Below are 24,737 nucleotides of genomic sequence, written 5' to 3' on the forward strand. Positions count from 1 at the left end.
TCTTAATCACGCCACCAGCAAGGAGACGAAAGCTAAAAAGGCAAAACCAAACCCGGCCCAGGTGACGCGGGAGGTGGCACAAAAACGCAGACGCGCCATGCTGTTTTCAAACAACGCGATAATCAGCACCCCGACCACCAGCTTGACGATGGCGACCACCAGCGCCAATAGCAGGCCGCCGACGCTGAAGCTGGTCATCTGACCCCACGGGAAAAAGACCCCGACAAACATCTGCAGCACCACCAGCTGTTTGAGGCTGATGCCCCACTTCAGGATGCCAAAGCCGCTGCCGCTGTATTCCGACAGGGGGCCCTCCTGCAGCTCCTGCTCTGCTTCCGCCAGATCGAACGGCAGTTTGCCCATCTCAATAAAGGTGGCGAAGGCGCAGGCGCACAGCGCCAGAATCAGTGGAATGCTGCGCGCCGCCGGCCAGTGGTAAAGGGTATCGGTGATGGTGCTGATATGGGTCGAGCCGGCGACCTGCGCCGCCACCCACAGGCCCAGCAGCAGGATCGGCTCCACCAGCACGCCGAGCATCGCTTCGCGACTGCTGCCCAGCGCGGTAAACGGGCTGCCGGTGTCCAGACCAGAAATGGCAAAGAAGAAACGGGCGATGGCGAACAGGTAGATCAGGGTGATGAGATCCCCGAGCACCGGCAGCGGAGAGTCCACCGTCACCACCGGCAGCGCGGTGGCGATGGTCAGCATCACGCCCACCATGACGTACGGCGTCAGGCGAAACACCCAGCCCGAGGCGTCAGGGCCGACGCTCTGGCGGCTCAGCAGTTTCAGGATATCGCGATACTCCTGCAGTACCCCCGGTCCGCGGCGGTTATGCAGCCGCGCGCGGGCGACGCGAACGATCCCGGACAACAGCGGCGCGACGGCAAACAGCACCAGCGCCTGTAGCAATGCAATTAACAGACTCATTCTCAGGCTCCTCGCGAAATGACAATCACCACCAGCACCGCCAGCTCAACCAGCGCGATCCCACGCAGCAGCGCCGGCGCCGAGGCCGATTGCCAGCCCGGCACCAGACGCACCGGGTTCAGCCAGTGACGCAGCTTCAGCAACGGCGCAAAGGCCTCTTTCACCGGCATGGCAAAGCCGTGGGCCGTTACCACCATCGACTGCTCGTGGTCGTAACCGCAGACCCACGCCGCGCCGCGCGAGCGCGCCGCCAGGCGATCGCCTTTAAAGAAGATCATCAGCAGGAACGGCAGCAGCGGGCAGGCGATAAGCAGCAGCGCGATCATCGGCTGCGATACCACGCTCGATACCTGAGCCTGCACCGGGAAGGCGCCGCTCACCAGCGGCAGCAGCCACGGCGCGGCGATGCCGCCAACGAGGCAGAAGACCGCCGCCAGTATTACGCTCAGGGTCATCAGCCAGGGGGCGCAGGTGGCGTTTTCCGCCTCTTTCGTCCGCGGCGCGCCGAGGAAGGTCACGCCATAGACTTTCGCCATACACATCACCGCCAGTGCGCCGGTGATCGCCAGGCCGACGGCCAGCAGCGGCCCCAGCAGACGGCCAATAAACAGGTCGCCGGTGCTCATTTTGAAGAAGGACTGGTAGATAACCCACTCGCCGGCGAAGCCGTTCAGCGGCGGCAGGGCCGCCATTGCCATCAGTCCTACCAGCATGGCGAGGGAGATCAACGGCATTTTTTTACCGATGCCGCCCAGCTTCTCGATATCGCGATGGCCGGTACGGAACCACACCGCCCCGGCGCCGAGGAACAGCGTGGTTTTGAACAGGCTGTGGTTAATCAGGTGATACATGCCGCCGATAAACCCCAGCACCATCAGCGTGCTGTTGCGGGTTGCCACGCCGGTAACAAAGGCGCCCAGCCCCAGCAGGATGATGCCGATGTTCTCGAGGGTGTGATAGGCCAGCAGACGCTGAATGTTATGCTCCATCAGGGCATACAGCCCGCCGATAAAGGCGGTGATCATCCCCAGCGCCAGCAGCATGACGCCCCACCACAGCGGCGGCACGCCGCCGGCCAGCGAGACGGTCAGCATGCCGTAAAGACCGACCTTCATCACCACGGTGGAAAACAGCGCGGCGGCCGGCGCGCTGGCCCCGGCGTGAGCCTGCGGCGCCCAGCCGTGCAGCGGGATCGCCCCGGCCAGCAGGGCGAACCCCACCAGTCCCGGCAGCCACAGCAGCGGGTTCTGCATCATATCCACTGCCTGGAGGTTGATCTGCGCCAGCTCGAGGGTGCCGTAGGTCGACCACACCAGCCAGCAGGTCCAGGCCATCAGCAACGTGCCGAGACGCCCCAGGGCAAACCACAGCTTACCGGAAGCGGCGCAGCCGGTGAGAAACGCCGCGCAGAGCGCCATGATCTCCGCCATCACCACCAGCGAACCGATATTGGTCACCACCACCGCGCAGGTGGCGGCGGCCAACAGCAGGTTGACCAGCAGGCCGTTGGCCTTCACCTGCGGATGGCGATGCCAGCTAATATTGAACAATGACACCGGCAGCGCCGACAGGCCGATGGCCAGCAGCCACAGCGCGTTGACACCGCCCACCCGCATCGTCAGATGCAGAAACTGCAGCATTCCGCCGTGGATCCGTTCCGGCATCAAGAGCGCTGAGCCGCCGGCAACCACCAGCATGGCGCTGGCCACCGCGCCGCCGATCCCGGCAATAGCGCCGCTGAGCGGTTTACGCATGGCAAACACAAAGGCCAGCACGGCGCTGGCGGCGTACCACATCACCGCCTGATTGACTAATCCTATTACACTCATTCCCTCTCCCCCTGTTGCGCCTGGAACAGCGACAAGTCGCCAAGGTCGGTATTAAAGGTCAGCTGGCGTTTACGCTTGCTGGCCTGGGCGATATCCCGGCTATCCACCAACAGCAGCGCGTTGGTCGGGCAGGTCCTCACGCAGGCCGGGCCCTGGTCATCGAAGTGGCAGAGGTCGCATTTCACGGCAATGGCGCGCACGCCGGGCACCCAGTCGAGCAGCGAGCTGACACGGGCCGGCGCCGGCGGCGCGGGGGGCGCCAGTCGGGTATTGGCATTGGCCGGAATATCCAGCGGACGGCTGCCGGAAAATTCGATGGCGCCAAACGGGCAGGCGATGCCGCACAGTTTGCAGCTTACGCACAGGCTCTCGTTGAGCTGGACGGCGCCATCGACGCGCTGGATGGCGTTAACCGGGCAGACGGTGGCGCAGGGGGCATCTTCGCAGTGGTGGCACATCTGCGGTGCCGATTCTTTTTCATTACGCATCACCTGCAGCCGCGGCATAGCCTGCAGGCCGCGCTGGCGATGCGTCTCAGAGCAGGCGGCTTCGCAGGTGCGGCAGCCGATACAGACAGTGGAGTCAGCAATTACAAAACGGTTCACCGGGTCATCCTCGGGTGAAAGTCATTTTTGACGAAATCAGGTTGCGCAGGTGTCATTTTCGACACGTGTCGACACCTCGCGATCAGTGGGTCAGGGCCAGATGGCTTAAATCCACCGGTTGGTCTTGCTCCATGGCGTCATATAGACGGTCATAGACAGTGGCGATAATCGCCAGATAGTGCTCCAGCACCTGGTCGCGGGAGCGGTTGCTGATCCGCCCGTCCACCGTGCCATCTGCCACCAGCGTGGCCTGAGCAATCAGGTACTTATCACCGCCGCCTTTGTTTTCGACGTAGTATTCGATGGTGTGGCTGTTAAAGCCTTCCGCCAGCGCGACAAACACCTGAAAATGGCCGAACAGCACGAAGCACAGCTCTTTATCCGGCGCGCAGCTCATCGCGTGATGCAGGCGGGCCTTCGACAGGGTGATCCCCTGAACCAGCGAGTTACAGTAGATGTGCCACTGCTCCTGCTGCTGCCGGTGACGGTCGGCGATGTAATCCGCCTTTTCACTTATTTCCCAAATAGTCATATCGGTTTCTCCGTTGCATGAGATGCACCCTCTAAGCATTTTTCATGCCATTTTTTATTTAATTGATTTAACTATGTTTTTGTATTCATCCCTACCGATGCGACATGTCGATGACAGCCCCGGGGCGTCGACATCGACATCGACGGCCACGACGATTTCATTCTGGCATCGTTATTGCATACAAGGCGCATTGCGATACGGAGGCGACTATGCACGAAATCACCCTCAGCCAGCGGGCGCTGGAAATTATTGAACAACAGGCGCAGCAGGCCGGCGCGCGACGGGTGACCGGCGTGTGGCTCAAGGTCGGCGCATTTTCCTGCGTGGAAGCCAGCGCCCTGACCTTCTGCTTTGAGCTGGTCTGCCGCGGCACGCTGGCGGAGGGGTGCGAACTGCATATCGCCGAACAACAGGCTGAATGCTGGTGCGAACGCTGCCAGCAGTACGTCCATCTTGTCTCGCAGCACGTCCGCCGCTGCCCGCTCTGCAATAACGACCAGCTACAGATCGTGGCGGATGACGGCTTACAGATTCAGCGTTTAGAACTGGAGTAAACTATGTGTACAACATGCGGCTGTGGCGAAGGCAACCTCTATATTGAAGGAGACGAACGAAACCCGCATTCCGCGTTCCGCAGCGCCCCCTTCGCGCCCGCCCCACGCCAGACGATGACCATCACCGGTGTCAAAACCGATCACTTCGCCCCCACCCGCACGCCAGAGGGCGACCTGCATTACGGCCATGGCGAGGCTGGGACTCACGCCCCGGGGCAGAGCCAGCGGCGGATGCTGGAAGTGGAGATCGACGTGCTGGATAAAAACAACCGTCTGGCGGCGCGCAACCGCGCACACTTTGCGGCGAAACAGCAGCTGGTGCTGAATCTGGTTTCCAGCCCCGGCTCCGGTAAAACCACCCTGCTGACCGAAACCCTCACCCGGCTGAAAGGACGCGCCGACTGCGCGGTGATTGAAGGCGATCAGCAAACGGTCAATGACGCCGCCCGCATTCGCGCCACCGGCACCCCGGCGATTCAGGTCAATACCGGGAAAGGCTGCCATCTCGATGCCCAGATGATCGCCGACGCCGCCCCGCGCCTGCCGCTGGCTGACCACGGCATTCTGTTTATCGAAAACGTCGGCAACCTGGTCTGCCCGGCCAGCTTTGATCTTGGCGAACGCCATAAGGTGGCAGTGCTGTCGGTCACCGAAGGCGAAGACAAGCCGCTGAAATATCCACATATGTTTGCCGCCGCCAGCCTGATGCTGCTCAACAAAGTCGACCTGCTGCCGTATCTCAATTTCGACGTTGAGAAGTGCCTGGCCTGCGCCCGTGAGGTCAATCCGCATATTGAGATTATTCTCCTCTCGGCCACCAGCGGCGAAGGCATGGAGCAGTGGCTCACCTGGCTGGAGACGCAGCGATGTGCATAGGCATTCCGGGACAAATTTGCGCCATCGACGGCGTGCTGGCTAAGGTGGAAGTCTGTGGCATTCAGCGCGACGTCGACCTGACGCTGGTGGGCGCCGTTGACGAGCAGGGTCAGACGCGTCTCGGCCAGTGGGTGCTGGTGCACGTTGGGTTCGCCATGAGCGTGATCAATGAAGCCGAAGCGCGCGACACTCTCGAGGCGCTGCAAAATATGTTTGACGTGGAGCCGGACGTCGGCGCCCTGCTGTACGGCGAGGAGCGATAATGCGTTACGTTGACGAATACCGCGCCCCCGAACAGGTGATGCAGCTGGTGGCGCATCTTCAGCAGCGTGCGCGTCTGCTGCCGCACACCGCCGCGCGACCGCTACGCATCATGGAGGTCTGCGGCGGCCATACTCATGCCATTTTTAAATTCGGGCTCGACCAGCTGTTGCCGGAGAATATCGAATTTATTCATGGGCCAGGCTGCCCGGTGTGCGTCCTGCCGATGGGGCGCATCGATGCCTGCATTGAGATTGCCAGCCGTCCGGGGGTCATCTTCTGCACCTTCGGCGACGCCATGCGCGTGCCAGGTAAAAACGGCTCGCTGCTGCAGGCGAAATCCCGCGGCGCCGATGTCCGCATCGTTTACTCGCCGATGGACGCCCTGCGGCTGGCGCAGCAAAACCCGCAGCGTGAGGTGGTCTTTTTCGGCCTCGGTTTCGAAACCACCATGCCCGCCACCGCCCTCACCCTGCGTCAGGCGCGGGAGCGCAACGTCGATAACTTCTACTTTTTCTGCCAGCACATCACCCTGCTGCCGACCCTGCGCAGCCTGCTGGATCAGCCGGACAACAGTATCGACGCCTTTCTCGCCCCGGGCCACGTCAGTATGGTGATCGGCACCGAAGCCTACGGCTTTATCGCCAGCGACTATCATCGTCCTTTAGTGGTCGCTGGTTTCGAACCGCTTGATCTACTGCAAGGCGCGGTGATGCTGGTTGAGCAGACAATAGCGCAGCGCAGCGATGTGGAAAATCAGTACCGTCGCGTGGTGCCGGATGCCGGCAACCCGCTGGCGCAGGCGGCGATGGCCGACGTCTTTCGCCTGGATGGCGACAGCGAATGGCGCGGCCTGGGGGTCATTAGCGACTCCGGCGTGCAGCTTACGCCAGCCTATCAGCGCTTCGATGCCGAGGCGCATTTCCGCCCGGCGCCGCAGCGCGTGTGCGACGACCCGCGGGCCCGCTGCGGCGAGGTGCTGACCGGCCGCTGTAAACCGCACCAGTGCCCGCTCTTCGCCCGCACCTGCAATCCGCAAAGCGCCTTTGGCGCGCTGATGGTCTCCTCAGAAGGGGCCTGCGCCGCCTGGTATCAATATCGCAGTCAGGAAAATGAAGCATGAAAAGCGTCCAGTTAGCCCACGGTAGCGGCGGTCAGGCAATGCAGCAGCTGATCGGCGACCTGTTTATGCAGGCCTTCGCCAACCCCTGGCTGGCGGAGCAGGAGGATCAGGCGCGCCTCGATCTGGCGGCGCTCGCCGCCCAGGGGGACCGCCTCGCCTTCTCCACCGACAGCTACGTGATTGACCCGCTGTTCTTTCCCGGCGGCAATATCGGCAAGCTGGCCGTCTGCGGTACCGCCAACGATGTGGCGGTCAGCGGCGCCATCCCCCGCTATCTTTCCTGCGGCTTTATTCTCGAAGAGGGGCTGGAGATGGCCACCCTGGAAGCGGTGGTCGCCAGCATGGCCGACACCGCCCGGGCGGCAGGGATCGCCATCGTCACCGGCGACACTAAAGTGGTGCCGCGCGGCGCGGCGGATAAGCTGTTTATTAACACCGCCGGCATCGGCGCCATCCCGGCGGACGTTCGCTGGGGGACGCAGCAGATTAGCGCCGGTGATGTGCTACTGGTCAGCGGCACGCTGGGGGATCATGGCGCCACCATCCTTAACCTGCGCGAGCAGATGGGGCTGGACGGCGCGCTGTCCAGCGATTGCGCGGTGCTGACGCCGCTTATCCAGACCCTGCGGCCACTGAGTGGAGTGAAAGCTCTGCGCGACGCCACCCGCGGCGGGGTCAATGCCGTCGCCCATGAGTTCGCCGCCGCCAGCGGCTGCGGCATCGAACTGCAGGAGGCAACGCTGCCGGTCAACGATACGGTGCGCGGCGTCTGCGAACTGCTTGGGCTGGACGCCCTGAACTTCGCCAATGAAGGCAAACTGGTGCTCGCCGTCGCCCGCGAGGCCGCGGAAAACGTGCTAGCGCATTTGCGGTCTCACCCACTGGGACGCGATGCGGCGATAATCGGCGAAGTGGTCGACCGCCCGGGCGTGCGTTCCGTTGGGCTGTACGGCGTGAAGCGTACGCTCGATCTTCCCCACGCCGAGCCGCTGCCGAGAATTTGTTAACGACGGCGTCGGGTCCCGGATAGCGGCTGGCGCCTTATCCGGGCTACAAAACTGCGCGCACGTAGCCCGGCTAAGCGCAGCGCGAGCCGGGGTTAAAGCGGCAATAACCGCTTTATTAACATACTATTATTTGTACCATCATTTTCTTATGCGCCACGTTGTCGGCGCGTTTTGGACGTAAGCAATGTCGTATACACCGATGAGCGATCTCGGCCAGCAAGGGCTGTTCGATATCACCCGGCTTTTATTACAGCAGCCCGATCTGGCCGCGCTGAGCGAAACTCTCACCCGCCTGGTGCAACAGTCTGCGCTCGCCGACGAGGCGGCCATCATCCTGTGGAACGCGGGTAACCACCGCGCGGCCAGGTACGCCTGCGATGAAGCCGGTCACCCGGTGAGCTACGAGGACGAAACCGTGCTCGCCCACGGTCCGGTGCGCCGCTTACTCTCCCGGCCGGATGCCCTGCATTGCGACCACGAGACCTTTGCCGACACCTGGCCGCAGCTTATCCGCAGCGGGCTCTATCGCCCGTTCGGGTACTACTCGCTGCTGCCGCTGGCGGCTGATGGGCGGATCTTCGGCGGCTGTGAATTTCTGCGCCGTGACAACCGGCCGTGGAGCGAGAAAGAGTTCCAGCGGCTGCATACCTTCACGCAGATCGTCGCCGTCGTCACCGAGCAAATTCAGAACCGGGTCAGCAATAACGTCGATTACGATCTGCTGTGCCACGAGCGCGACAACTTTCGCATCCTGGTGGCGATCACCAACGCGGTGCTCTCACGCCTGGATATCGACGAGCTGGTCAGCGAGGTGGCGAAAGAGATCCATCGCTACTTCCGGATCGACGCCATCAGCGTGGTGCTGCGCAGCGACCGCAAAGGGAAGCTCAACATCTATTCCACGCATTATCTTGACGCCAGCCATCCCGTCCACGACCAGAGCGAGGTGGATGAAGCTGGTACCCTCACCGAGCGCGTGTTCAAAAGCAAAGAGATGCTGCTGCTCAACCTGCACGAGCATGACACCCTCGCGCCGTATGAGAAAATGCTCTTCGAGATGTGGGGCAATAAGATCCAGACCCTGTGCCTGCTGCCGCTGATGTCCGGCAATACCCTGCTCGGGGTGCTGAAGCTGGCGCAGTGCGACGAACAGGTCTTCACCACCACCAATCTCAAGCTGCTGCGGCAGATCGCCGAGCGGGTATCGATCGCTATCGATAACGCCCTCGCCTACCGCGAAATTCAGCGCCTGAAAGAGCGGCTGGTGGATGAGAACCTCGCCCTCACCGAGCAGCTCAATAATGTCGAGAGCGAATTCGGCGAGATCATCGGCCGCAGCGAGGCGATGAACAATGTGCTCAAACAGGTCGAGATGGTGGCGCACAGCGACAGCACCGTGCTGATCCTCGGCGAAACCGGCACCGGTAAAGAGCTTATCGCCCGCGCCATCCACAACCTCAGCGGGCGTAACGGTCGACGGATGGTGAAGATGAACTGCGCCGCGATGCCCGCCGGGCTGCTGGAGAGCGATCTGTTCGGCCACGAACGCGGCGCGTTCACCGGGGCCAGCGCCCAGCGTATCGGCCGCTTCGAGCTGGCGGACAAAAGCTCCCTGTTCCTTGATGAAGTGGGCGATATGCCGCTGGAGTTGCAACCTAAACTGCTGCGCGTCCTCCAGGAGCAGGAGTTCGAACGTCTGGGGAGCAACAAGCTGATCCAGACCGACGTCCGGCTGATCGCCGCCACCAACCGCGATCTCAAGCAGATGGTTATCGACAGGGAATTCCGCAGCGATCTCTACTATCGGCTCAACGTGTTCCCCATCCACCTGCCGCCGCTGCGCGAACGTCCCGACGATATCCCGCTGCTGGTGAAGGCCTTTACCTTTAAAATCGCCCGCCGCATGGGGCGCAACATCGACAGCATTCCGGCGGAAACCCTGCGCACCTTGACGCGGATGGAGTGGCCGGGCAACGTGCGCGAGCTGGAAAACGTTATCGAACGGGCGGTGTTACTCACCCGCGGCAACGTACTGCAGCTCTCCCTGCCGGAGCGGGAGATCGTGGAAGTTCCTCGAACGCCGGCGGTCCTGCCTGAGGAAGGTGAGGATGAATATCAGCTGATCGTCCGGGTGCTGAAGGAGAGCAACGGCGTGGTGGCCGGGCCGAAAGGCGCCGCCCAGCGACTGGGGCTCAAGCGCACCACGCTCCTGTCGCGCATGAAGCGGCTGGGTATTAATAAAGACGAACTGGTGTAACCTCGCGCGCTCCCCCTTTCCGCCCCGGTGAGAGGGAGCGCTGGCGCCGCGCGCTATTTATCGCTGGTAAAACCGTTGCTGGTCGCCAGTTCGGCAAACCACAGCGCATTGCGTTTTATCTGTCGCTCGCCGGTCACCAGATCCAGTCGCCAGAAGCCGTAGCGTCGTTTGAAGGCATTGATCCACGACCAGTTGTCGATAAACGTCCACTGGTGTACGCCAAAGCAGTTCGCGCCGTCGGCAATGGCGCGGTGCAGCTGCACCAGATGCTCCTCCATCAGCTGGATGCGGAAATTATCGTCTATCACCCCGTCCGCCCCGGGCTCTCCCTCTGATTGTCGATCCATCGCGATGCCGATTTCCGCGAGATACCACTTAATGTTGCCGTAGTTATCGCGAATATTGGCGGCAATGTCATAGATCGCCTGCGGCAGGATCTCGTTGTTATCACGATAGGGATTAAAGCGGCCCTGCGGGTTCACCGCGTTTTCGAAATAGTATTCCGGGGTGAAATAATCGAGATCATATTCGCCCTCACGCGCTTTTACCCGCCGCGGCACGTAATAGTTCACCCCAAGAAAATCGATATCCGCGCTGAGGATCAACGCCACGTCGTCTTTGCTGGTCGTCGGCAGGCAATCGTGGGCGGCGAGGATCTCGCACAGCGCTTTGGGGAATTCATGTTTTACCAGCGGGTCAAGGAAGCTGCGGTTAAAAAACAGGTCGGCATACCCGGCGGCTTTTTTATCCGCGTCGCTGTCGGTGAGGGTATAGCTCGGGGTCAGGTTGAGCACCACGCCGATCTCGCCCACCAGCGCCAGTTCACGATAAGCCGTTACCGCTTTGGCGTGCGCCAGCATAATGTTAAACGCCACCTGCGCCGCCAGCCGGCCATCTTTCTTACACGGATAGTGGAAGTCGTACAGGTAGCCCCCCTCAACCGGCACAATCGGCTCGTTGAAGGTTATCCAGTATTTAACCTTATGGCCAAACAGGCTAAAGGCGGTGCGGGCAAAGCGGGCAAACAGCTCGGCCACGTGCGCCGATTCAAAGCCGCCGTACTGTTTCTGCAGCGCTTCCGGCATATCAAAGTGGTAGAGATTGATCATCGGCTCAATGCCGTTGGCGATCATCTCATCGAGATAGGCGTGATAAAAACGCACCGCGTCCGGGTCCGGCGCACCGGTTTCTAAATCAGCGATCAGTCGTGACCACTGTATCGAGGTGCGAAACGAGTTGAAGCCGGTCTGTTTCATTAGCGCCACGTCCTGCGGATACTGATGATAAGTATCACATACGGTTTGCGGCCCTACCTGCTGATAAAATCGCTCCGGTTGTTCGGCAAACCAGCTATCCCAGATGGAACGATGGCGCTTATTGGTGACCCCTTCCGTTTGCGGGCCGGACGCCGCCGCCCCCCACAGGAACCCTTGCGGAAACTGATATTGCTGCATAACCTCTCCTTCGAAAAAAGGCTGCGCCCGTCTGGCGCAGCCTGAACGTACTACTCTGCGACCACTTCGATCGATTTAATGAACATATAGCCCCAGTCGCCGGCGAAGCGGCCGAAGTCAATCTGATTAGTCCCCGCGTTAAGCGTCACCGGTATCCGCAACTGCTGGCCCTGCTCATCCGTCTGCGGGAAGGCCACGGCCTGCGGAGCGCCCCCGTTGACGACAAATGAGTTCTGCTTACCGCCCCATTTGCCGTTGAAGGTTACATTGAGCAGGAACTGACCGCTCCACGGCGCCTGCACCTGCCAGCTGACCTTATCCCCCTCGTTGGCAAATGGGCCGAGGAAGCCGTCCTCGCCAACTGTCAGCGCGTCTTTATCACTCTTCATCACCGTCAGCCGCCCCTCAGCCACGCCATAAACTTCGCCCTGATAACGACAAAAATCTGCTGGCGCTTTCCCCGTCGCTTCGCCCACCGTCACGGTCACGGTTTTGCTGCTTTTCAGCAGCCCATCGTCCGCCGTGAACGTCAGCGCATAGGTACCTGGCGCCGTAAACCAGGCCCGGGTTTGAGCCCGATCGGCATGGCAAAAATGCACCTGCCCCTCACCGGCGTGCTGCCAGCCCACCTTAACCTCTCGCGACGGCAGGCCATCGTCCTGCCAGCTGGCCGTAAGCTCGACGCCCTGGTCCTGCGTGGTGGTTAGGGCCGGTTCCAGCGTGACAACCGGCGGCTGATTCTCCTCGCTATGCTGCACGCTAATCACATTGGAAGGAGCCGAATGACCGCTCTCGTTTTTCGCCGTCACCCGGTAGTAATACGTATGCCCGAGCTGAAGCTGACGATAATCGTCGCGGAACAGAACCATGGTTACCGGATTCCATTCGTTAACGCCATCGGAGATATCCCGGCCCACCACCGTCCACGGCCCGGTCGGCGAGGCGGCGCGTTCGACATCGTAGCTGCGTCCCACCGCGGCTCCCATCCAGTTGATCGCGAAGGGCGAGGTGGTCTCGCGCAGCAAAGGCGCGTCCGGCTTCGGCAGCGGCGCCATCGTCTGCTGCCCGGCCATCTGCGCCGCGGCCGTGCGCACCAGATCGACCACCGCCTGCTCCTGGTTCGCTTCGCCTTCTTTGGCAAACCCCGGCAGGTGGTAACTGTAGTGCCCGGTCGACTCCTTATGCCAGTAGAAGCCGCCGTCGTGACGATGGCCGCGGAAGCCCCAGATAAGCCCGCCGGCGGCTTGCGCCCCGTTGACGTCGCTGTGAACGATCGACTGCATAATGGCGTTCAGTTGATCCGCCGGCAGCAGGCCAAACTCGCCGACGAGATAGACTTTTTGCCCGCCGACGGCGCGCAGATCCTGCGTCACCTGCCCGGGATGGTTATTATCGGCATTGGTGTAATAGTGATTGCTGACGATATCTACATTGGGGTCGGTCAGCGCAAAGGAATTGATTTTCTTATAGGTGCCATCCACCACCAGCTGATGAGGGGCCCATTTTTTAATCCACGCCGCGGTCTGATGCAGGAAATCGGCGTTGGTATCCTCCAGCTCGTTACCGGTTTCCCAGGCCATGATCGCCTTTTCATCATAATAGGCGCGGCCGGTGACAGTATTTGTCCGGGTGATAACCTGGCGGATCACATCCAGATAGGCTTTGAAGGTCTTGCTATCGGTCCGATAAAAGTCTTCCGCTTTTTCGTGGTAGAACGCCGCCAGCTGCTCACGCCCGCCCCACCACCACCAGTGGTCAATAAACGGCAGGATCAGTCGCAATCCCTGTTTATCCGCTTCGGCAATCATGTTGTCATACACCCGCATGGCTTTCTCATTCAGCCGCGGCATGCCGTCCGCCGTTTCCGGCGCCAGAATATGGGTCTCGCGCCCGCAGGCTTTATCAAATTCCTGCTGCACCGACAGCACGTAGACGCGCTGGGCTTTCGCCCCGGTTTGCACCATCGCCTGGATCCAGTTTTGCTGCTCCTGCGCCGTTGGCCATTTAAAGTATTGTCCCCAGCCGCGCGGGTCTGCTCTGCAGGGGCCGCGGGCGTCGTCTTCAATGCGGTGCAGCTCCGGCGCGTGGATCCCGGCGAAACGAAACACCTTGTCGCCGTCCTTGAGGGTGGCGCCGTCGCGAGTGATAAAGTGCGTAAAGTGCGAGCGCTCGGCGGCCAGCGCCCCGCCGGCCCCCAGCGCGGACAGCAGCCCCATCAGCAGCAGGTTTTTCATCGGCTTCATCGTTGTCTCTCCTTAGAACCAGACCTCGGCCTGTACGCCGAAGTTAACGGTGTCGGTAGAGCCACTGCGGGAATACCCGCCGGCGGTGATGGTATTGGTATCCCAGTTGTAGTTGCCGTCCAGCGCATCGGAGACACCTTTATCCCACTTCGCGTAGGTGACGAAGAAGCGCAGCTGCGGGCGTGCCCAGAAACCGGAGTCAAAGGTCAGGGTTGGCGCAACGGTGACTTTGGTCAGGCCGCCTTTGCCTTTGCCGTTTACCCCTTTGTAGTTTTTGTCATCCAGGTATTCGTAGCCCAGCTCGTACTGCATGGCAAAGTTGCGGGTGATCTGATGATAAGGGCGGATACCGGCGACCCACATCGAGCGTCCCCAGCCATGGTCATCTTCCGTCCACCAGCGGTAGTTTTTATCTTTCTGCCAGAAAGCGAAGGTCGAGATCTCCAGGTCGCCCATCGAGGCCACGCTATCCAGCACCACTCGCCAGGACTGAGTGTTTTCCAGATTGGCCCAGCCCCAGCCGTTTTTACCCAGTGAGTCACCCGCCGCCAGCCCTTTCCCGTACTGCAATGCAAGGCGGGAGTAGCCTCCGGTCAGACCATAGAAACCGTCAAAGTTATAAATACCGGTCACGCCATAGCCCTTCTCGGCGGAAGTCGGGTGGTTTTCGTTACGGTTCATATGGTGGCCGATCAGCTCCAGATCGAAGCCTGTCCCCGCGATCTTTTTCAGCCACAGGTTGAGGGAATAGTCATCCGGGTAGCCCTGATCTCCCTTATCCACCGGGTAGGCTTTGGTTTCATCGGTGGGTGAAAAGGCGTACACCCCGGCGTCGAAGCGGGCGAAGCCGAGATCCATGTTGTCGAAGCCGCCGCCGGTGCCGTTGTACTGAATGTACTCCCAGTCGAACTGATGGCTGGAGGTGTTGGAGCTGCTGTAGCGCTTACCGGCCCAGAAGGTCATCTCCGGCGCAAAATCCAGATTGCTCAGCTCGGCGAACCCTTCGCGAAACTGTACGTCATGGCCATCGTCATCCTGACAGTTCCAGTCGGAGGTGCATTTCGACTGATGAGTGAGGTTGGCCTGCACTTTCGCCACCACGCCGCTGTCCGCCGTCAGCGTCACGGTGGGGATCAGTTCGATCTTGGTGTCTTCTTCGTTGCCCAGTCGCCACTTACCGTCCGGCATCAGGCCGACGGAGTCCGCGCGGTTGCCATCGGAGTTCGCCAGGATCCCGGAGCGGATATAGCCATGCAGCGCAAAATCATACTTCGGATCGGCGCAGGCCAGGCTGCTGGCCCCTGCCAGCGAGAGGAGAGCCAGAGGTATTGAATGTTTCAGCTTTATCATTATTTTTTTCCCACGTTATGTTTGTTAACACGAACCGATAACGGAGGGGAAATTTACGGATCAAAAATGGAAATGTACATCCGCTAATGGAAAGCGCTTTCCATAATTGCCTATCTGGTTCACAAAATTCGCTCCGCGACGAATATATTCGTGAGACTGATCACATAAAATAACAAGAATGCCGCCGGGAGCCGGCAGCAGAGCGGAAGGAGGAGCAGGTGAATGAGTGCCGCCGGGGGATAAGCCGCCGACGGCGAGGGGGTCAGCGTTCGGTTTCCGCGAGCTGGCGTTCGTACACTTTGAAGAAGGGGCGATAGAGCATCCAGGCGTTAAACATCGCGAACAGGCTCATGCACAAATTTTTCCAGCTACCGTTCGCCGACCATGCTGCCCCCAGCGGGGAAGGCATCGACCATGGCAGCATCGCCACCGCGCGGTCGAGGATACCCAGCTGAGTTAAATACCATGCGATACAGGCATTTATCAGCGGAACAAAGAGAAACGGCAGTAAAAAAACCGGGTTCATGATTACCGGAAAACCAAACAGTATTGGCTCGTTGATATTAAACAGCGACGGCAGCAGGCCAATTTTTGCCACGCTTTTCAGCTGCCGCGAGCGGCTGCGCATCGCCATCAGCACCAGCGGCAAAGTGGAGCCAATACCGCCGATCAGCAGGTAAAAATCCCAGAACCCCTGCAGATAAATATGCGGTAGCGTTGGCGAACCCGCCGCCAGCGCCTGCTGATTTTCAAACAGATAGGTCATCCAGAAGGGGTTCATGATCCCGGTGATGATCAGCGCGCCGTGGATACCGATAAACCAGAGTAAGTTACAGATAAATAAAGAGATCAGTACCGCCATCAGCGTGTCGGACGCCAGCACCAGCGGCCGCACCGCTTCGCTGATCAACTCCGGTACGATGCGTCCGGTGGTCTGCAGCAGTATGGCATTCATCACGCTTATCGACAGCATCACCACCAGCAGCGGGATCAGCAGTTGAAAGCCATTGCGGGTCATCAGCGGCACTTCATCAGGCAAGCGAATACACCAGCCTTTTTTGTAGAAAAAGCGAATTATCTCAATGGAATAGGTGCTGGATATCAGAGCGGTAAATATCCCCATACCGCCGAGATAAACATTGCTCACCGCAGTCTCGCGAAAGCCGATAAACAGCAGAAAAGCCAGACACCCGGTTAAACCGCAGAGCCGTTCCGGCAGACGGTACTGCTTGGCGAGACTGGCGCTGGCGCCGAAGGCGACAATCAGCGCCACCAGGCCAATGGTTAGCTGAAAGGTCGGCAGCAGGATAGGCCGCAGTAGCAAATAGACCTGGCCGAAACGCGAGGCGCCGTCGATGGAAACGGGCGGAAACAAAATGGGCACCAACAGGCTGCCAACAATCACAAAGGGCATCGCCAGCGCAAAGCTATCGCGCATCGCCGTAATGTGGTTGTTGCGCGTCAGAACATTCGCCAGCGGCGCCAGCCGCTGCTCGATGATGTCCACGGCCACATTCATTAACTGAATGTTCATACTCCTACCTTTGCGAATGGTTGTCTCGCCGGGATGATCGCCCACAACACCGGAAAGTGAAAGCCTGCCATAGGTGATCATGGTCACAATTAATAAATCCACAAACGGAAAGCGCTTTCCGTAATGCATCCATTTTGACTATAGTCCGCTCATCCAACCTCATCAGGAGCGGTACTTATGAAAAAAATTATGTTGTGTTGTTCGGCAGGCATGTCCACCAGCCTGCTGATGAAAAAAATGATTGCCGAAGCCGAACAGCGGGGCCTGCCGGTAGAGATCAATGCCTATGGCGTAGCGGAGTTCGCCGAACAGGTTGGCCATTATCAGGTGGTGCTGCTGGGGCCGCAGGTGAAATACATGCAGCAGGATCTGCAAAAACAGGCGGATAAATACGGTATTCGCGTCGAACCCATCAATATGATGGACTACGGCATGCAAAAAGGCGCCGCGGTCCTCGATTTCGCCCTTTCCCTCATTGAAAACAAGAACTAAGGAAAGAACATGAGCTCTCTGTACGCTAAACTGATCGATGTGATCGAACGGCAGATCACGCCTATGGCGGGGGCGATCGGCCAGCAAAAATACGTCACCTCGATCCGCGACGGTTTTATTACCGCCCTGCCCTTTATGATCGTAGGCTCGTTTTTGCTGGTATTTATCTTTCCGCCGTTTTCTCCGGATACGACGTGGGGCTTTGCCCGCGCCTGGCTGCAATTTTCGCTCGATCATCGCGATGCGCTGATGCTGCCGTTCAACTTCAGCATGGGGGTGATGACCCTGTTCATTGCCGTCGGGATCGCCGCCAGCCTCGCCAAGCACCATCACCTGGACTCGCTGACCGCCGGGATGCTGTCGCTGATGTCGTTTCTGCTGGTGGCCGCGCCGCTGAAAGATGGCCAGATCTCTACGGCCTACTTCTCCGGCCAGGGGATCTTCACCGCCATTCTGGTGGCCATCTATTCCACCGAGCTGTACGCCTTCCTCAAGCGGCATAACATCACCATTCGCCTGCCGCCGGAAGTGCCTGCCGGGGTGGCGCGCTCGTTCGAGATCCTGATCCCGGTGCTGGCGATCATTCTGACGCTGCATCCGCTGAACCTGTTTATCGAGGCTCAGCTGGGGATGATCATTCCGGAAGCGATCATGTCGCTGGTCAAACCCCTGGTCGCGGCTTCCGATACGCTGCCGGCCATTCTGTTGTCAGTGCTGGTCTGTCAGGTACTGTGGTTCGCCGGGATCCACGGCGCGCTGATCGTCACCGGGATCATGAACCCGTTCTGGATGGCCAACCTGTCGGTCAATCAGGCGGCCATGGCGGCAGGTACCGCTATCCCGCACATCTATGTCCAGGGCTTCTGGGATCACTATCTGCTGATCGGCGGCGTCGGCTCCACCCTACCGCTGGCGCTGATGCTGCTGCGCAGCAAGGCCGTGCATCTGCGGACGATTGGCCGGATGGGGGTCGTGCCGGGGGTATTCAATATTAACGAACCGATCCTCTTCGGCGCGCCGATCATCATGAACCCACTGTTTTTCCTGCCGTTCGTGCTGGTGCCGATGGTCAACGCGACCCTGGCGTACTTTGCGCTGAAGCTGGATCTCGTCAGCCGCGTAGTATCGATGACGCCGTGGACAACGCCGGCGCCCATCGGCGCCTCGTGGGCGGCGAACTGGAGCTTTAGCCCGGTGATTCTGTGCCTCATTTGTATGGCCACCTCCATGGTGATGTACCTGCCATTTCTCAAAGCTTACGAAAAACAGCTGCTGGCCCAGGAGCGTGAAAACGCCGTCGGCCAGGCTGACAACGCGGCGCAAACCGCTTAACGCTAACGATTCAGAGGATAATCATGGAATTAGAAGAACAGGTGATGGGGATCATCATCAACGCCGGCCAGTCACGTAGTCTGTGCTACGAAGCGCTGCACGCCGCTAAAGCGGGTGATTTCGCCACCGCCGACGCCAAAATGCAGGAAGCGGCGCACTATTCCCGCGAAGCTCACCTTGTACAGACCCAGCTTATCGAAGCTGACGAAGGCGAGGGAAAAACCAAAATGACGCTGGTAATGGTCCATGCTCAGGATCACCTGATGACCTCCATTCTGGCGAAAGAGCTGATTGCCGAACTGATTGCGATTTACCGCGCGCAACCGCTTCACGCCTAGCGCGTTCCCCGGCCAGGCGCGCTGGCCGGGTCTGATTCCCCGAGGTCACTATGTTACATCTTGGAATAGATATTGGCGGCACCAAAATGGAAGCCGTACTGCTGGACCCGGCAGGCGAATGCGTCCAGCGCCTGCGCCGGCCGACCCACAAAGAGAGCTATGACGCCTTTATGCGTCAGCTGCTGACCCTGATTGCCGATATTCGCGCGGTCAGCCCGCAGCCATTCACCCTGGGGATCGGCCTGCCCGGGGCTATCGATCCGCAAAGCGGGCGCATTAAAAACTGCAACTGCCTGGTGCTCAACGGTCACGATCTGCGCCGGGATATCATGCAGCAGCTTGGCCAGCCGGTGTGGATGGCAAACGATGCCGACTGCTTCACCCTTTCGGAGGCGGTGGATGGCGCCGGCGCCGGGGCCTCCACCGTCTTCGGGGTGATTATCGGTACCGGCTGCGGCGGCGGGATCGCCGTTCATCAACAACTGCTCAGCGGCCCCAACGCTATCGCCGGGGAGTGGGGGCATAATCCGCTGCCGGGCTATACTCCTGAGCGCGATGGTCCGCCGCAGCCCTGCTACTGCGGCAAAACGAACTGCATCGAAAGCTTTCTCTCCGGCACCGGCTTCGCCCGCCGCTATGGGGAACAAGCCCGTGCGGAAGCCATTGTCGCCGCGGCGCAAAACGGCGATCCGCGCGCGCTGGCCCACTGGCGACACTTTATCGATGCCTTTGCCCGTAGCCTGGCGTCGGTGATCAATATTCTCGACCCGCAGGTGATTGTGCTGGGCGGCGGTCTGTCCAACGTCAGCCAGATCTATCGCGATCTGCCTGCCGCCATCGTGCCGTGGATCTTCTCCGACACCTGCCGCACGCAGATCAAACCGGCCCGCTTCGGCGACGCCAGCGGCGTGCGCGGCGCGGCCTGGCTGCCCCGTCTGCCCGGCGCCGCGGACGGGCAGCGGTAGACACTTTTTTCAGCAGGTATGTTAAGCTAGGCGAAAATGTTCAGACAGAAAAAGCCATGCCAACGATTGATGATGTTTCAAGATTAGCGAATGTCTCAAGAGCGACGGTTTCCCGCGTGCTGACCGGCACCCGGGGCGTGCGCGAAGAGAGCCGGGAAGCTGTGCTGCGGGCCGTTGAAGAACTCAACTATCGCCCGAGCTTTGCCGCGCAAAACCTCGCCAGTCAGACATCCAGCCACGTTGGTCTGGTGATTTCCGCGCAGGACGAAAGCCACGGCGCGCGTCTGCTGCCGCTGCTCTCTCAGGCGCTGAAAGGGCTGAATAAAAGCCTGCTGGTCCAGTATGTCAGCGATCCGGTAGAGCAGGCGGCGGTGATCGACGATCTGCAGCGCCAGTGCGTGGCGGTGGTGGTGCTGGGCGCCGTTGCCGCCGACGCGCCGCGCAACGTTATCGCCTTTGACCGCTTCGGCGTCGCCGGGAGCAACAGCCAGGGCTACGACTTCGCCTTCGCCACCGAAAGCGCCTGCCGCTATGTGATTGGCAAGGGACACCGCAACATCGCCCTGCTGGTGGACAGCGATAGCGACGATGCCAGCCGTCAGATGCTGGAAGGCTACCGCAACGTCCTGCAAAACTACTCCATTCCTTTTAACCGCCAGCTGGTGCTGACGGCCAACGATGACGTCGAGCAGGCGCTGCTGACCTTAATTAACAGCTTCAGTAAATACTCAGTCATTATCGTTAAACGCGACCGCTACGCGGCTGAGGCGATGCGTCTGTTACGCGAATTCACCATCGCCGTCCCGCAGGAGGTCTCCCTGTTGAGCCTTGAGGATTCCCCGCTCGCCTCGCTGCTCTACCCGCCGCTGACCTGCATCTCCTGGCCACTGGAGGCGCTGCTGGATAACTGTATTCAGCGTATTCGCAGCCTGATTGACGACCGGCCAACCTTCACCGCCGAGGGCCGCTCGCTGGCTGGCCGCCTGATCCCGCGCCAGTCTGTCGCCGATATCTCTTGATCTTCGCCCGGTTCGCGCCGGGCCAGCCTTATCTCCCCCTTTCTTGTCGCTTTCGTTTCCCGGCTCATTATTACTCACGCATGCAAATAAGAATTATTTTCATTTGTAAATAGCTTGTGCTATATAACATAGCAATGGCTATAAACGCTGGGAAATTAACCACACCATTGCGAGGGATCCTATGCAACACCTGACACTGCTGAAATCATTGCTGCTGGCCAGCGCGCTGGCTCTGCTGGCCGCGACGCCGGCCACCGCGCAGGAGAAATTCAGGGTTATCACTACCTTCACGGTTATCGCCGATATGGCGCAGAACGTGGCCGGCGACGCCGCCGTCGTCAGTTCCATCACCAAACCGGGCGCGGAGATCCACGATTACCAGCCCACGCCCGGCGATATCAAACGCGCGCAGGGGGCGCAGCTGATCCTCAGCAATGGGCTTAATCTCGAGCGGTGGTTTGCCCGTTTTTATCAGCACTTACAGGGCGTTCCGGAGGTGGTAGTCAGCGAGGGGATCCAGCCGATGGGCATCAGCGCGGGCCCCTATAGCGGGAAGCCCAATCCCCATGCCTGGATGTCGGCAGATAACGCCTTGATCTATGTCGATAACATTCGCGATGCGCTGGTGAAGTACGATCCGCCTCAGGTCGACACCTATCGCCGTAACGCCGAGGCCTATAAGGAGAAGATCCGCCAGACGATGGCGCCGCTGCAGGCCAGACTGGCGCAGCTGCCGGCGGATAAGCGCTGGCTGGTCACCAGCGAGGGGGCCTTCTCCTATCTGGCCCACGACTATGGTCTGCGCGAACTGTATCTGTGGCCGATCAATGCCGACCAGCAGGGCACCCCGCAACAGGTGCGCAAGGTTATCGACATCATGAAGAAAGAACGCATCCCGACCATCTTCAGCGAAAGCACCATCTCCGATAAACCGGCGCGTCAGGTGGCGCGCGAAGCCGGGGCCCACTACGGCGGCGTGCTGTATGTCGATTCGCTGAGCGCCGCCGACGGCCCGGTGCCGACCTGGCTCGACCTGCTGCGCGTCACCACCGAAACCATCGTCAACGGTATCCAGGACGGGATGAGGAAGCAGCCATGAATGCAGCGCAAGCGGGACTGTATGTCGACCAGCTCACCGTCACCTGGCGCAACGGCCACACTGCCCTGCGCGACGCCTCGTTCAGCGTACCGCGCGGCTCCATTGCCGCACTGGTGGGCGTTAACGGCTCGGGTAAATCCACACTGTTTAAAGCGCTGATGGGCTTTGTGCGCGTCGGCCACGGCGAGATCGCCATACTCGGCCAGCCGGTCAACCGCGCGCTGCGCCAGAACCTGGTCGCCTATGTCCCGCAGTCGGAAGAGGTGGACTGGTCCTTCCCGGTGCTGGTGGAGGATGTGGTGATGATGGGCCGCTACGGCCATATGGGCTGGCTGCGGCGGGCAAAGCCGCGCGATCGCGAGATTGTCGATGCCGCGCTGGCCCGCGTGGGCATGAGCGAGTTCCGCCATCGGCAGATTGGCGAGCTCTCCGGCGGGCAGAAAAAGCGCGTTTTCCTTGCCCGCGCTATCGCTCAGCAGGGTCAGGTGATCCTGCTGGATGAGCCTTTTACCGGCGTCGATGTGCAGACCGAAGCGCGGATCATCAGCCTGCTGCGCGAGCTCCGCGATGAGGGCTGTACCATGCTGGTCTCCACCCACAACCTCGGGTCAGTGAGCGAATTTTGTGATTACACGGTGATGGTGAAAGGCACCGTGCTGGCCAGCGGCCCGACAGAAACCACCTTCACCGCCGAGAATCTGGAGCGGGCTTTCAGCGGCGTGCTGCGCCACGTCGCGCTCACCGGCGGGGAAGCGCAGGTTATCACCGATGACGAGCGGCCGTTTATCAGCCGGCGCGCGGCAGGAGGCCCACGATGAGCTGGCTGCTGGAGCCGTTTGGCTATCACTATATGATCAATGCGATGTGGGTGTCGGCGCTGGTAGGCGGCGTCTGTGCGTTTCTCTCCTGCTACCTGATGCTGAAGGGCTGGTCGCTGATTGGCGACGCCCTCTCCCACTCGATTGTGCCCGGCGTCGCCGGGGCCTATATGCTCGGCCTGCCTTTCGCGCTCGGCGCGTTTCTCTCCGGCGGCCTGGCGGCGGGCAGCATGCTGTTTTTGCAGCAGCGCTCGCGGCTGAAAGAGGATGCCATTATTGGCCTGATCTTCTCCTCCTTCTTCGGGATCGGGCTGTTTATGGTGTCGCTGAATCCGACGTCGGTGAATATCCAGACCATTATCCTCGGCAATATTCTGGCCATCGCCCCGGAGGATATTATCCAGCTGGCGGCGATCGGCTTTATCTCGATGGCGATCCTGCTGCTGAAGTGGAAAGATCTGATGGTGACCTTCTTTGATGAAAACCATGCCCGCTCGATTGGCCTGAACACCCGCGGCCTGAAGCTGCTGTTCTTTACCCTGCTGGCCGCCTGCACCGTGGCGGCGCTGCAGACCGTCGGCGCCTTTCTGGTCATCTGCCTGGTGGTGACTCCCGGGGCCACCGCGTGGCTGTTAACCGACCGCTTTCCGCGCCTGCTGGCCATCGCCGTGGCTATCGGCAGTCTGACCAGTTTCTTCGGCGCCTGGCTCAGCTACTATCTCGACGGCGCCACCGGCGGCATTATCGTGGTCGCGCAAACGCTGTTGTTCCTCATCACCTTTATCTTCGCGCCGAAGCACGGCCTGCTGGCCAGCCGCCGCCGTGCCAGGGAGGCCGCATGCTGAACCTGTTCCTGGCCCCGTTCCAGTTTCCTTTTATGGTCAATGCGATAGCGGTATCGATCATCGTGGCCGTGCCCTGCGCGCTACTGTCGGTTTTTCTGGTGCTCAAAGGCTGGGCGCTGATGGGCGACGCCATGAGCCACGCGGTCTTTCCGGGCGTGGTGCTGGCCTACATTATCGGCATCCCCTTCGCCATCGGCGCGTTTATCGCCGGGCTGCTGTGCGCCGTGACGACCGGTTTTCTCGACGATAACAGCCGACTCAAGCGCGATACCATCATGGGGATTGTCTTCTCCGGCATGTTTGGCGCCGGGCTGGTGCTGTATGTAGCGATCCAGTCCGATGTTCATCTCGACCATATCCTGTTCGGCGACATGCTGGGGATATCCCTTCGCGATATTGGACAAACGGCGGCTATCGCGCTGGTGATTGCGCTGATTATCGGTCTCAAATGGCGGGATTTTTTGCTGCACGCCTTTGACCCGACGCAGGCCAAAGCCAGCGGCCTGCGCGGCGGGCTATTGCACTACGGCCTGCTGTGCATGATCGCCCTGACCATCGTCGCGACGCTGCAGTCGGTGGGGATTATTCTGTCGATTTCGCTGCTGATTGCTCCCGGGGCGATCGCGCTCCTGCTGGTGCGGCGCTTTATCCACGCCCTGCTGCTGGCGGTAGCGGTGGCCATCGGCTGCTCGGCGGGAGGGGTGTGGCTGGCGTTTTATCTCGACAGCGCGCCGGCGCCGACTATCGTGGTGCTGTTTTCCGCGCTGTTTGTGGTCGCCTTTGTGGCAAGCACAATTCGGGATAGTCAGAAACAGAGGGCTTCAGCAACCATCCCCGGTGGCGGCTAATGCCTTACCGGGGCCGACTTGTCGCCCGGCTACGCGCCGCGCTGACCAGGGAAAGGCCGCTATTTTTTCGGTCGGTATTTTTCCGGTAGCGCCGGCACCGGGCGCCTGTCGTCCAGCAGATGGCGAATAGTGAGGATCGGGTGGCGCCAGAGCATTCGCGGCCCGGCCCAGCGCATAATCTGCTTCATCTCTTCGCGCTTCGCCGGCTGGTAGCAATGCACCGGACACTGCTTGCAGGCTGGTTTATTCTCGCCAAACACGCACTTATCAAGGCGCTTGTCGGCGTAGGCGTTCAGCGCCTGATAGTGCGCATTATCGGCCAGCGCCCCGGGACAGCGCCGCTGGTAGAGGGCAATCATCCGCTGAATCGTCATCTTTTCCCGTTCGATACGCTTCCCCATCTCCCCGCCTTTCGCCTGTTATTAA

24 protein-coding genes are annotated in these 24,737 nt (G+C 60.4%); 15 read left to right on the forward strand and 9 right to left on the reverse strand.

All coding sequences use genetic code 11. The annotated features are described in order from the left end of the window. Positions 1–6: 6 nt before the first annotated feature. The 4 genes from N438_RS10535 to hycA form a co-directional block, all read right to left on the reverse strand. Complete coding sequence (locus N438_RS10535; RefSeq protein ID WP_012967358.1) at positions 7–930, reverse strand: respiratory chain complex I subunit 1 family protein; 924 nt, start codon at positions 928–930, stop codon at positions 7–9. Between the two features lie 2 nt (positions 931–932). Beyond that, positions 933–2,759: a formate hydrogenlyase subunit 3 gene (gene hycC, locus N438_RS10540; RefSeq protein WP_049163400.1), complete on the reverse strand. Its 1,827-nt coding sequence runs from the start codon at positions 2,757–2,759 to the stop codon at positions 933–935. Beyond that, entirely contained in the window at positions 2,756–3,364 is a 609-nt protein-coding gene (locus N438_RS10545) for a 4Fe-4S dicluster domain-containing protein (RefSeq protein WP_049163403.1), read from the reverse strand. The genes hycC and N438_RS10545 overlap by 4 nt, the downstream gene beginning before the upstream one ends. An 82-nt stretch (positions 3,365–3,446) precedes the next feature. Continuing rightward, a complete protein-coding gene (gene hycA / locus N438_RS10555; protein WP_116696281.1) occupies positions 3,447–3,896 on the reverse strand; it encodes a formate hydrogenlyase regulator HycA in 450 nt (149 codons plus the stop codon). Between the two features lie 209 nt (positions 3,897–4,105). Between hycA and hypA the strand changes: the two genes are divergently transcribed. The 6 genes from hypA to flhA all read left to right on the forward strand — a co-directional run bounded on the left by hypA (position 4,106) and on the right by flhA (position 9,974). Continuing rightward, positions 4,106–4,450: a hydrogenase maturation nickel metallochaperone HypA gene (hypA, locus tag N438_RS10560; RefSeq protein ID WP_012540763.1), complete on the forward strand. Its 345-nt coding sequence runs from the start codon at positions 4,106–4,108 to the stop codon at positions 4,448–4,450. Positions 4,451–4,453: 3 nt separating this feature from the next. After that, entirely contained in the window at positions 4,454–5,326 is an 873-nt protein-coding gene (hypB, locus tag N438_RS10565) for a hydrogenase nickel incorporation protein HypB (protein ID WP_049163405.1), read from the forward strand. Continuing rightward, complete coding sequence (locus N438_RS10570; RefSeq protein WP_022064696.1) at positions 5,317–5,589, forward strand: HypC/HybG/HupF family hydrogenase formation chaperone; 273 nt, start codon at positions 5,317–5,319, stop codon at positions 5,587–5,589. Before hypB ends, N438_RS10570 begins: the two co-directional genes overlap by 10 nt. Then, complete coding sequence (gene hypD, locus N438_RS10575; RefSeq protein WP_012967355.1) at positions 5,589–6,710, forward strand: hydrogenase formation protein HypD; 1,122 nt, start codon at positions 5,589–5,591, stop codon at positions 6,708–6,710. Before N438_RS10570 ends, hypD begins: the two co-directional genes overlap by 1 nt. After that, positions 6,707–7,717 carry a hydrogenase expression/formation protein HypE gene (gene hypE / locus N438_RS10580; protein WP_008806188.1) on the forward strand — a complete coding sequence of 337 codons (1,011 nt, stop codon included), beginning with the start codon at positions 6,707–6,709 and terminating at the stop codon, positions 7,715–7,717. The genes hypD and hypE overlap by 4 nt, the downstream gene beginning before the upstream one ends. Before the next feature lie 184 nt (positions 7,718–7,901). Then, positions 7,902–9,974: a formate hydrogenlyase transcriptional activator FlhA gene (flhA, locus tag N438_RS10585; protein WP_008806189.1), complete on the forward strand. Its 2,073-nt coding sequence runs from the start codon at positions 7,902–7,904 to the stop codon at positions 9,972–9,974. 53 nt (positions 9,975–10,027) lie between these two features. Here the strand turns inward: flhA and N438_RS10590 are convergent, their stop codons facing one another. The 4 genes from N438_RS10590 to N438_RS10610 form a co-directional block, all read right to left on the reverse strand. Further along, complete coding sequence (locus tag N438_RS10590) at positions 10,028–11,428, reverse strand: glycoside hydrolase family 1 protein (protein WP_116696282.1); 1,401 nt, start codon at positions 11,426–11,428, stop codon at positions 10,028–10,030. A gap of 50 nt (positions 11,429–11,478) precedes the next feature. After that, positions 11,479–13,671, reverse strand: coding sequence for a CBM35 domain-containing protein (locus N438_RS10595; RefSeq protein WP_110233408.1), 2,193 nt, complete (start codon positions 13,669–13,671; stop codon positions 11,479–11,481). A 12-nt stretch (positions 13,672–13,683) separates the two neighbouring features. Beyond that, positions 13,684–15,021 carry a carbohydrate porin gene (locus tag N438_RS10600; RefSeq protein ID WP_008806192.1) on the reverse strand — a complete coding sequence of 446 codons (1,338 nt, stop codon included), beginning with the start codon at positions 15,019–15,021 and terminating at the stop codon, positions 13,684–13,686. Positions 15,022–15,283: 262 nt separating this feature from the next. After that, the gene (locus tag N438_RS10610) at positions 15,284–16,555 is read right to left on the reverse strand and encodes a PTS transporter subunit EIIC (protein WP_004151052.1); all 1,272 of its coding nucleotides are present in this window, start codon (positions 16,553–16,555) and stop codon (positions 15,284–15,286) included. Between the two features lie 177 nt (positions 16,556–16,732). Here N438_RS10610 and N438_RS10615 point away from each other — a divergent pair, with 177 nt between their 5' ends. From N438_RS10615 to N438_RS10655, 9 genes are all read left to right on the forward strand, one after another. Beyond that, the gene (locus N438_RS10615) at positions 16,733–17,047 is read left to right on the forward strand and encodes a PTS sugar transporter subunit IIB (protein WP_002914979.1); all 315 of its coding nucleotides are present in this window, start codon (positions 16,733–16,735) and stop codon (positions 17,045–17,047) included. A 9-nt stretch (positions 17,048–17,056) separates the two neighbouring features. Then, the gene (locus N438_RS10620) at positions 17,057–18,379 is read left to right on the forward strand and encodes a PTS cellobiose transporter subunit IIC (RefSeq protein WP_012967351.1); all 1,323 of its coding nucleotides are present in this window, start codon (positions 17,057–17,059) and stop codon (positions 18,377–18,379) included. 23 nt (positions 18,380–18,402) lie between these two features. Further along, on the forward strand, positions 18,403–18,717 hold the full coding sequence (locus N438_RS10625; protein WP_002914983.1) for a PTS lactose/cellobiose transporter subunit IIA: 315 nt from the start codon (positions 18,403–18,405) through the stop codon (positions 18,715–18,717). A gap of 50 nt (positions 18,718–18,767) precedes the next feature. Further along, complete coding sequence (locus N438_RS10630) at positions 18,768–19,682, forward strand: ROK family protein (RefSeq protein WP_012540756.1); 915 nt, start codon at positions 18,768–18,770, stop codon at positions 19,680–19,682. A gap of 56 nt (positions 19,683–19,738) precedes the next feature. Beyond that, positions 19,739–20,701, forward strand: a complete 963-nt coding sequence (locus tag N438_RS10635) for a LacI family DNA-binding transcriptional regulator (RefSeq protein WP_002915031.1) — start codon at positions 19,739–19,741, stop codon at positions 20,699–20,701. 181 nt (positions 20,702–20,882) lie between these two features. Beyond that, on the forward strand, positions 20,883–21,800 hold the full coding sequence (locus tag N438_RS10640; RefSeq protein WP_116696283.1) for a metal ABC transporter substrate-binding protein: 918 nt from the start codon (positions 20,883–20,885) through the stop codon (positions 21,798–21,800). After that, positions 21,797–22,618 carry a manganese/iron ABC transporter ATP-binding protein gene (locus tag N438_RS10645; RefSeq protein ID WP_004181057.1) on the forward strand — a complete coding sequence of 274 codons (822 nt, stop codon included), beginning with the start codon at positions 21,797–21,799 and terminating at the stop codon, positions 22,616–22,618. The genes N438_RS10640 and N438_RS10645 overlap by 4 nt, the downstream gene beginning before the upstream one ends. Then, on the forward strand, positions 22,615–23,463 hold the full coding sequence (gene sitC / locus N438_RS10650; RefSeq protein ID WP_008806197.1) for an iron/manganese ABC transporter permease subunit SitC: 849 nt from the start codon (positions 22,615–22,617) through the stop codon (positions 23,461–23,463). Before N438_RS10645 ends, sitC begins: the two co-directional genes overlap by 4 nt. Then, positions 23,457–24,311, forward strand: coding sequence for a metal ABC transporter permease (locus tag N438_RS10655; protein ID WP_012540752.1), 855 nt, complete (start codon positions 23,457–23,459; stop codon positions 24,309–24,311). The genes sitC and N438_RS10655 overlap by 7 nt, the downstream gene beginning before the upstream one ends. 59 nt (positions 24,312–24,370) lie before the next feature. Here the strand turns inward: N438_RS10655 and N438_RS10660 are convergent, their stop codons facing one another. Next, positions 24,371–24,712, reverse strand: coding sequence for a nitrous oxide-stimulated promoter family protein (locus N438_RS10660; RefSeq protein WP_008806199.1), 342 nt, complete (start codon positions 24,710–24,712; stop codon positions 24,371–24,373). Positions 24,713–24,737: the final 25 nt, after the last annotated feature.

The organism is Klebsiella sp. GL120222-02, assembly GCF_003097195.1.
Classification (GTDB): Bacteria; Pseudomonadota; Gammaproteobacteria; order Enterobacterales; family Enterobacteriaceae; genus Klebsiella; species Klebsiella variicola.

Bases quoted from the DNA above. Each gene is read 5' to 3' on its own strand.
- N438_RS10535 (WP_012967358.1), bottom strand. From the start codon at position 930: ATGAGTCTGTTAATTGCATTGCTACAGGCGCTGGTGCTGTTTGCCGTC.
- hycC (WP_049163400.1), bottom strand. From the start codon at position 2,759: ATGAGTGTAATAGGATTAGTCAATCAGGCGGTGATGTGGTACGCCGCC.
- hycA (WP_116696281.1), bottom strand. From the start codon at position 3,896: ATGACTATTTGGGAAATAAGTGAAAAGGCGGATTACATCGCCGACCGT.
- hypA (WP_012540763.1), top strand. From the start codon at position 4,106: ATGCACGAAATCACCCTCAGCCAGCGGGCGCTGGAAATTATTGAACAA.
- hypB (WP_049163405.1), top strand. From the start codon at position 4,454: ATGTGTACAACATGCGGCTGTGGCGAAGGCAACCTCTATATTGAAGGA.
- N438_RS10570 (WP_022064696.1), top strand. From the start codon at position 5,317: ATGTGCATAGGCATTCCGGGACAAATTTGCGCCATCGACGGCGTGCTG.
- hypD (WP_012967355.1), top strand. From the start codon at position 5,589: ATGCGTTACGTTGACGAATACCGCGCCCCCGAACAGGTGATGCAGCTG.
- hypE (WP_008806188.1), top strand. From the start codon at position 6,707: ATGAAAAGCGTCCAGTTAGCCCACGGTAGCGGCGGTCAGGCAATGCAG.
- flhA (WP_008806189.1), top strand. From the start codon at position 7,902: ATGTCGTATACACCGATGAGCGATCTCGGCCAGCAAGGGCTGTTCGAT.
- N438_RS10590 (WP_116696282.1), bottom strand. From the start codon at position 11,428: ATGCAGCAATATCAGTTTCCGCAAGGGTTCCTGTGGGGGGCGGCGGCG.
- N438_RS10595 (WP_110233408.1), bottom strand. From the start codon at position 13,671: ATGAAGCCGATGAAAAACCTGCTGCTGATGGGGCTGCTGTCCGCGCTG.
- N438_RS10600 (WP_008806192.1), bottom strand. From the start codon at position 15,021: ATGATAAAGCTGAAACATTCAATACCTCTGGCTCTCCTCTCGCTGGCA.
- N438_RS10610 (WP_004151052.1), bottom strand. From the start codon at position 16,555: ATGAACATTCAGTTAATGAATGTGGCCGTGGACATCATCGAGCAGCGG.
- N438_RS10615 (WP_002914979.1), top strand. From the start codon at position 16,733: ATGAAAAAAATTATGTTGTGTTGTTCGGCAGGCATGTCCACCAGCCTG.
- N438_RS10620 (WP_012967351.1), top strand. From the start codon at position 17,057: ATGAGCTCTCTGTACGCTAAACTGATCGATGTGATCGAACGGCAGATC.
- N438_RS10625 (WP_002914983.1), top strand. From the start codon at position 18,403: ATGGAATTAGAAGAACAGGTGATGGGGATCATCATCAACGCCGGCCAG.
- N438_RS10630 (WP_012540756.1), top strand. From the start codon at position 18,768: ATGTTACATCTTGGAATAGATATTGGCGGCACCAAAATGGAAGCCGTA.
- N438_RS10635 (WP_002915031.1), top strand. From the start codon at position 19,739: ATGCCAACGATTGATGATGTTTCAAGATTAGCGAATGTCTCAAGAGCG.
- N438_RS10640 (WP_116696283.1), top strand. From the start codon at position 20,883: ATGCAACACCTGACACTGCTGAAATCATTGCTGCTGGCCAGCGCGCTG.
- N438_RS10645 (WP_004181057.1), top strand. From the start codon at position 21,797: ATGAATGCAGCGCAAGCGGGACTGTATGTCGACCAGCTCACCGTCACC.
- sitC (WP_008806197.1), top strand. From the start codon at position 22,615: ATGAGCTGGCTGCTGGAGCCGTTTGGCTATCACTATATGATCAATGCG.
- N438_RS10655 (WP_012540752.1), top strand. From the start codon at position 23,457: ATGCTGAACCTGTTCCTGGCCCCGTTCCAGTTTCCTTTTATGGTCAAT.
- N438_RS10660 (WP_008806199.1), bottom strand. From the start codon at position 24,712: ATGGGGAAGCGTATCGAACGGGAAAAGATGACGATTCAGCGGATGATT.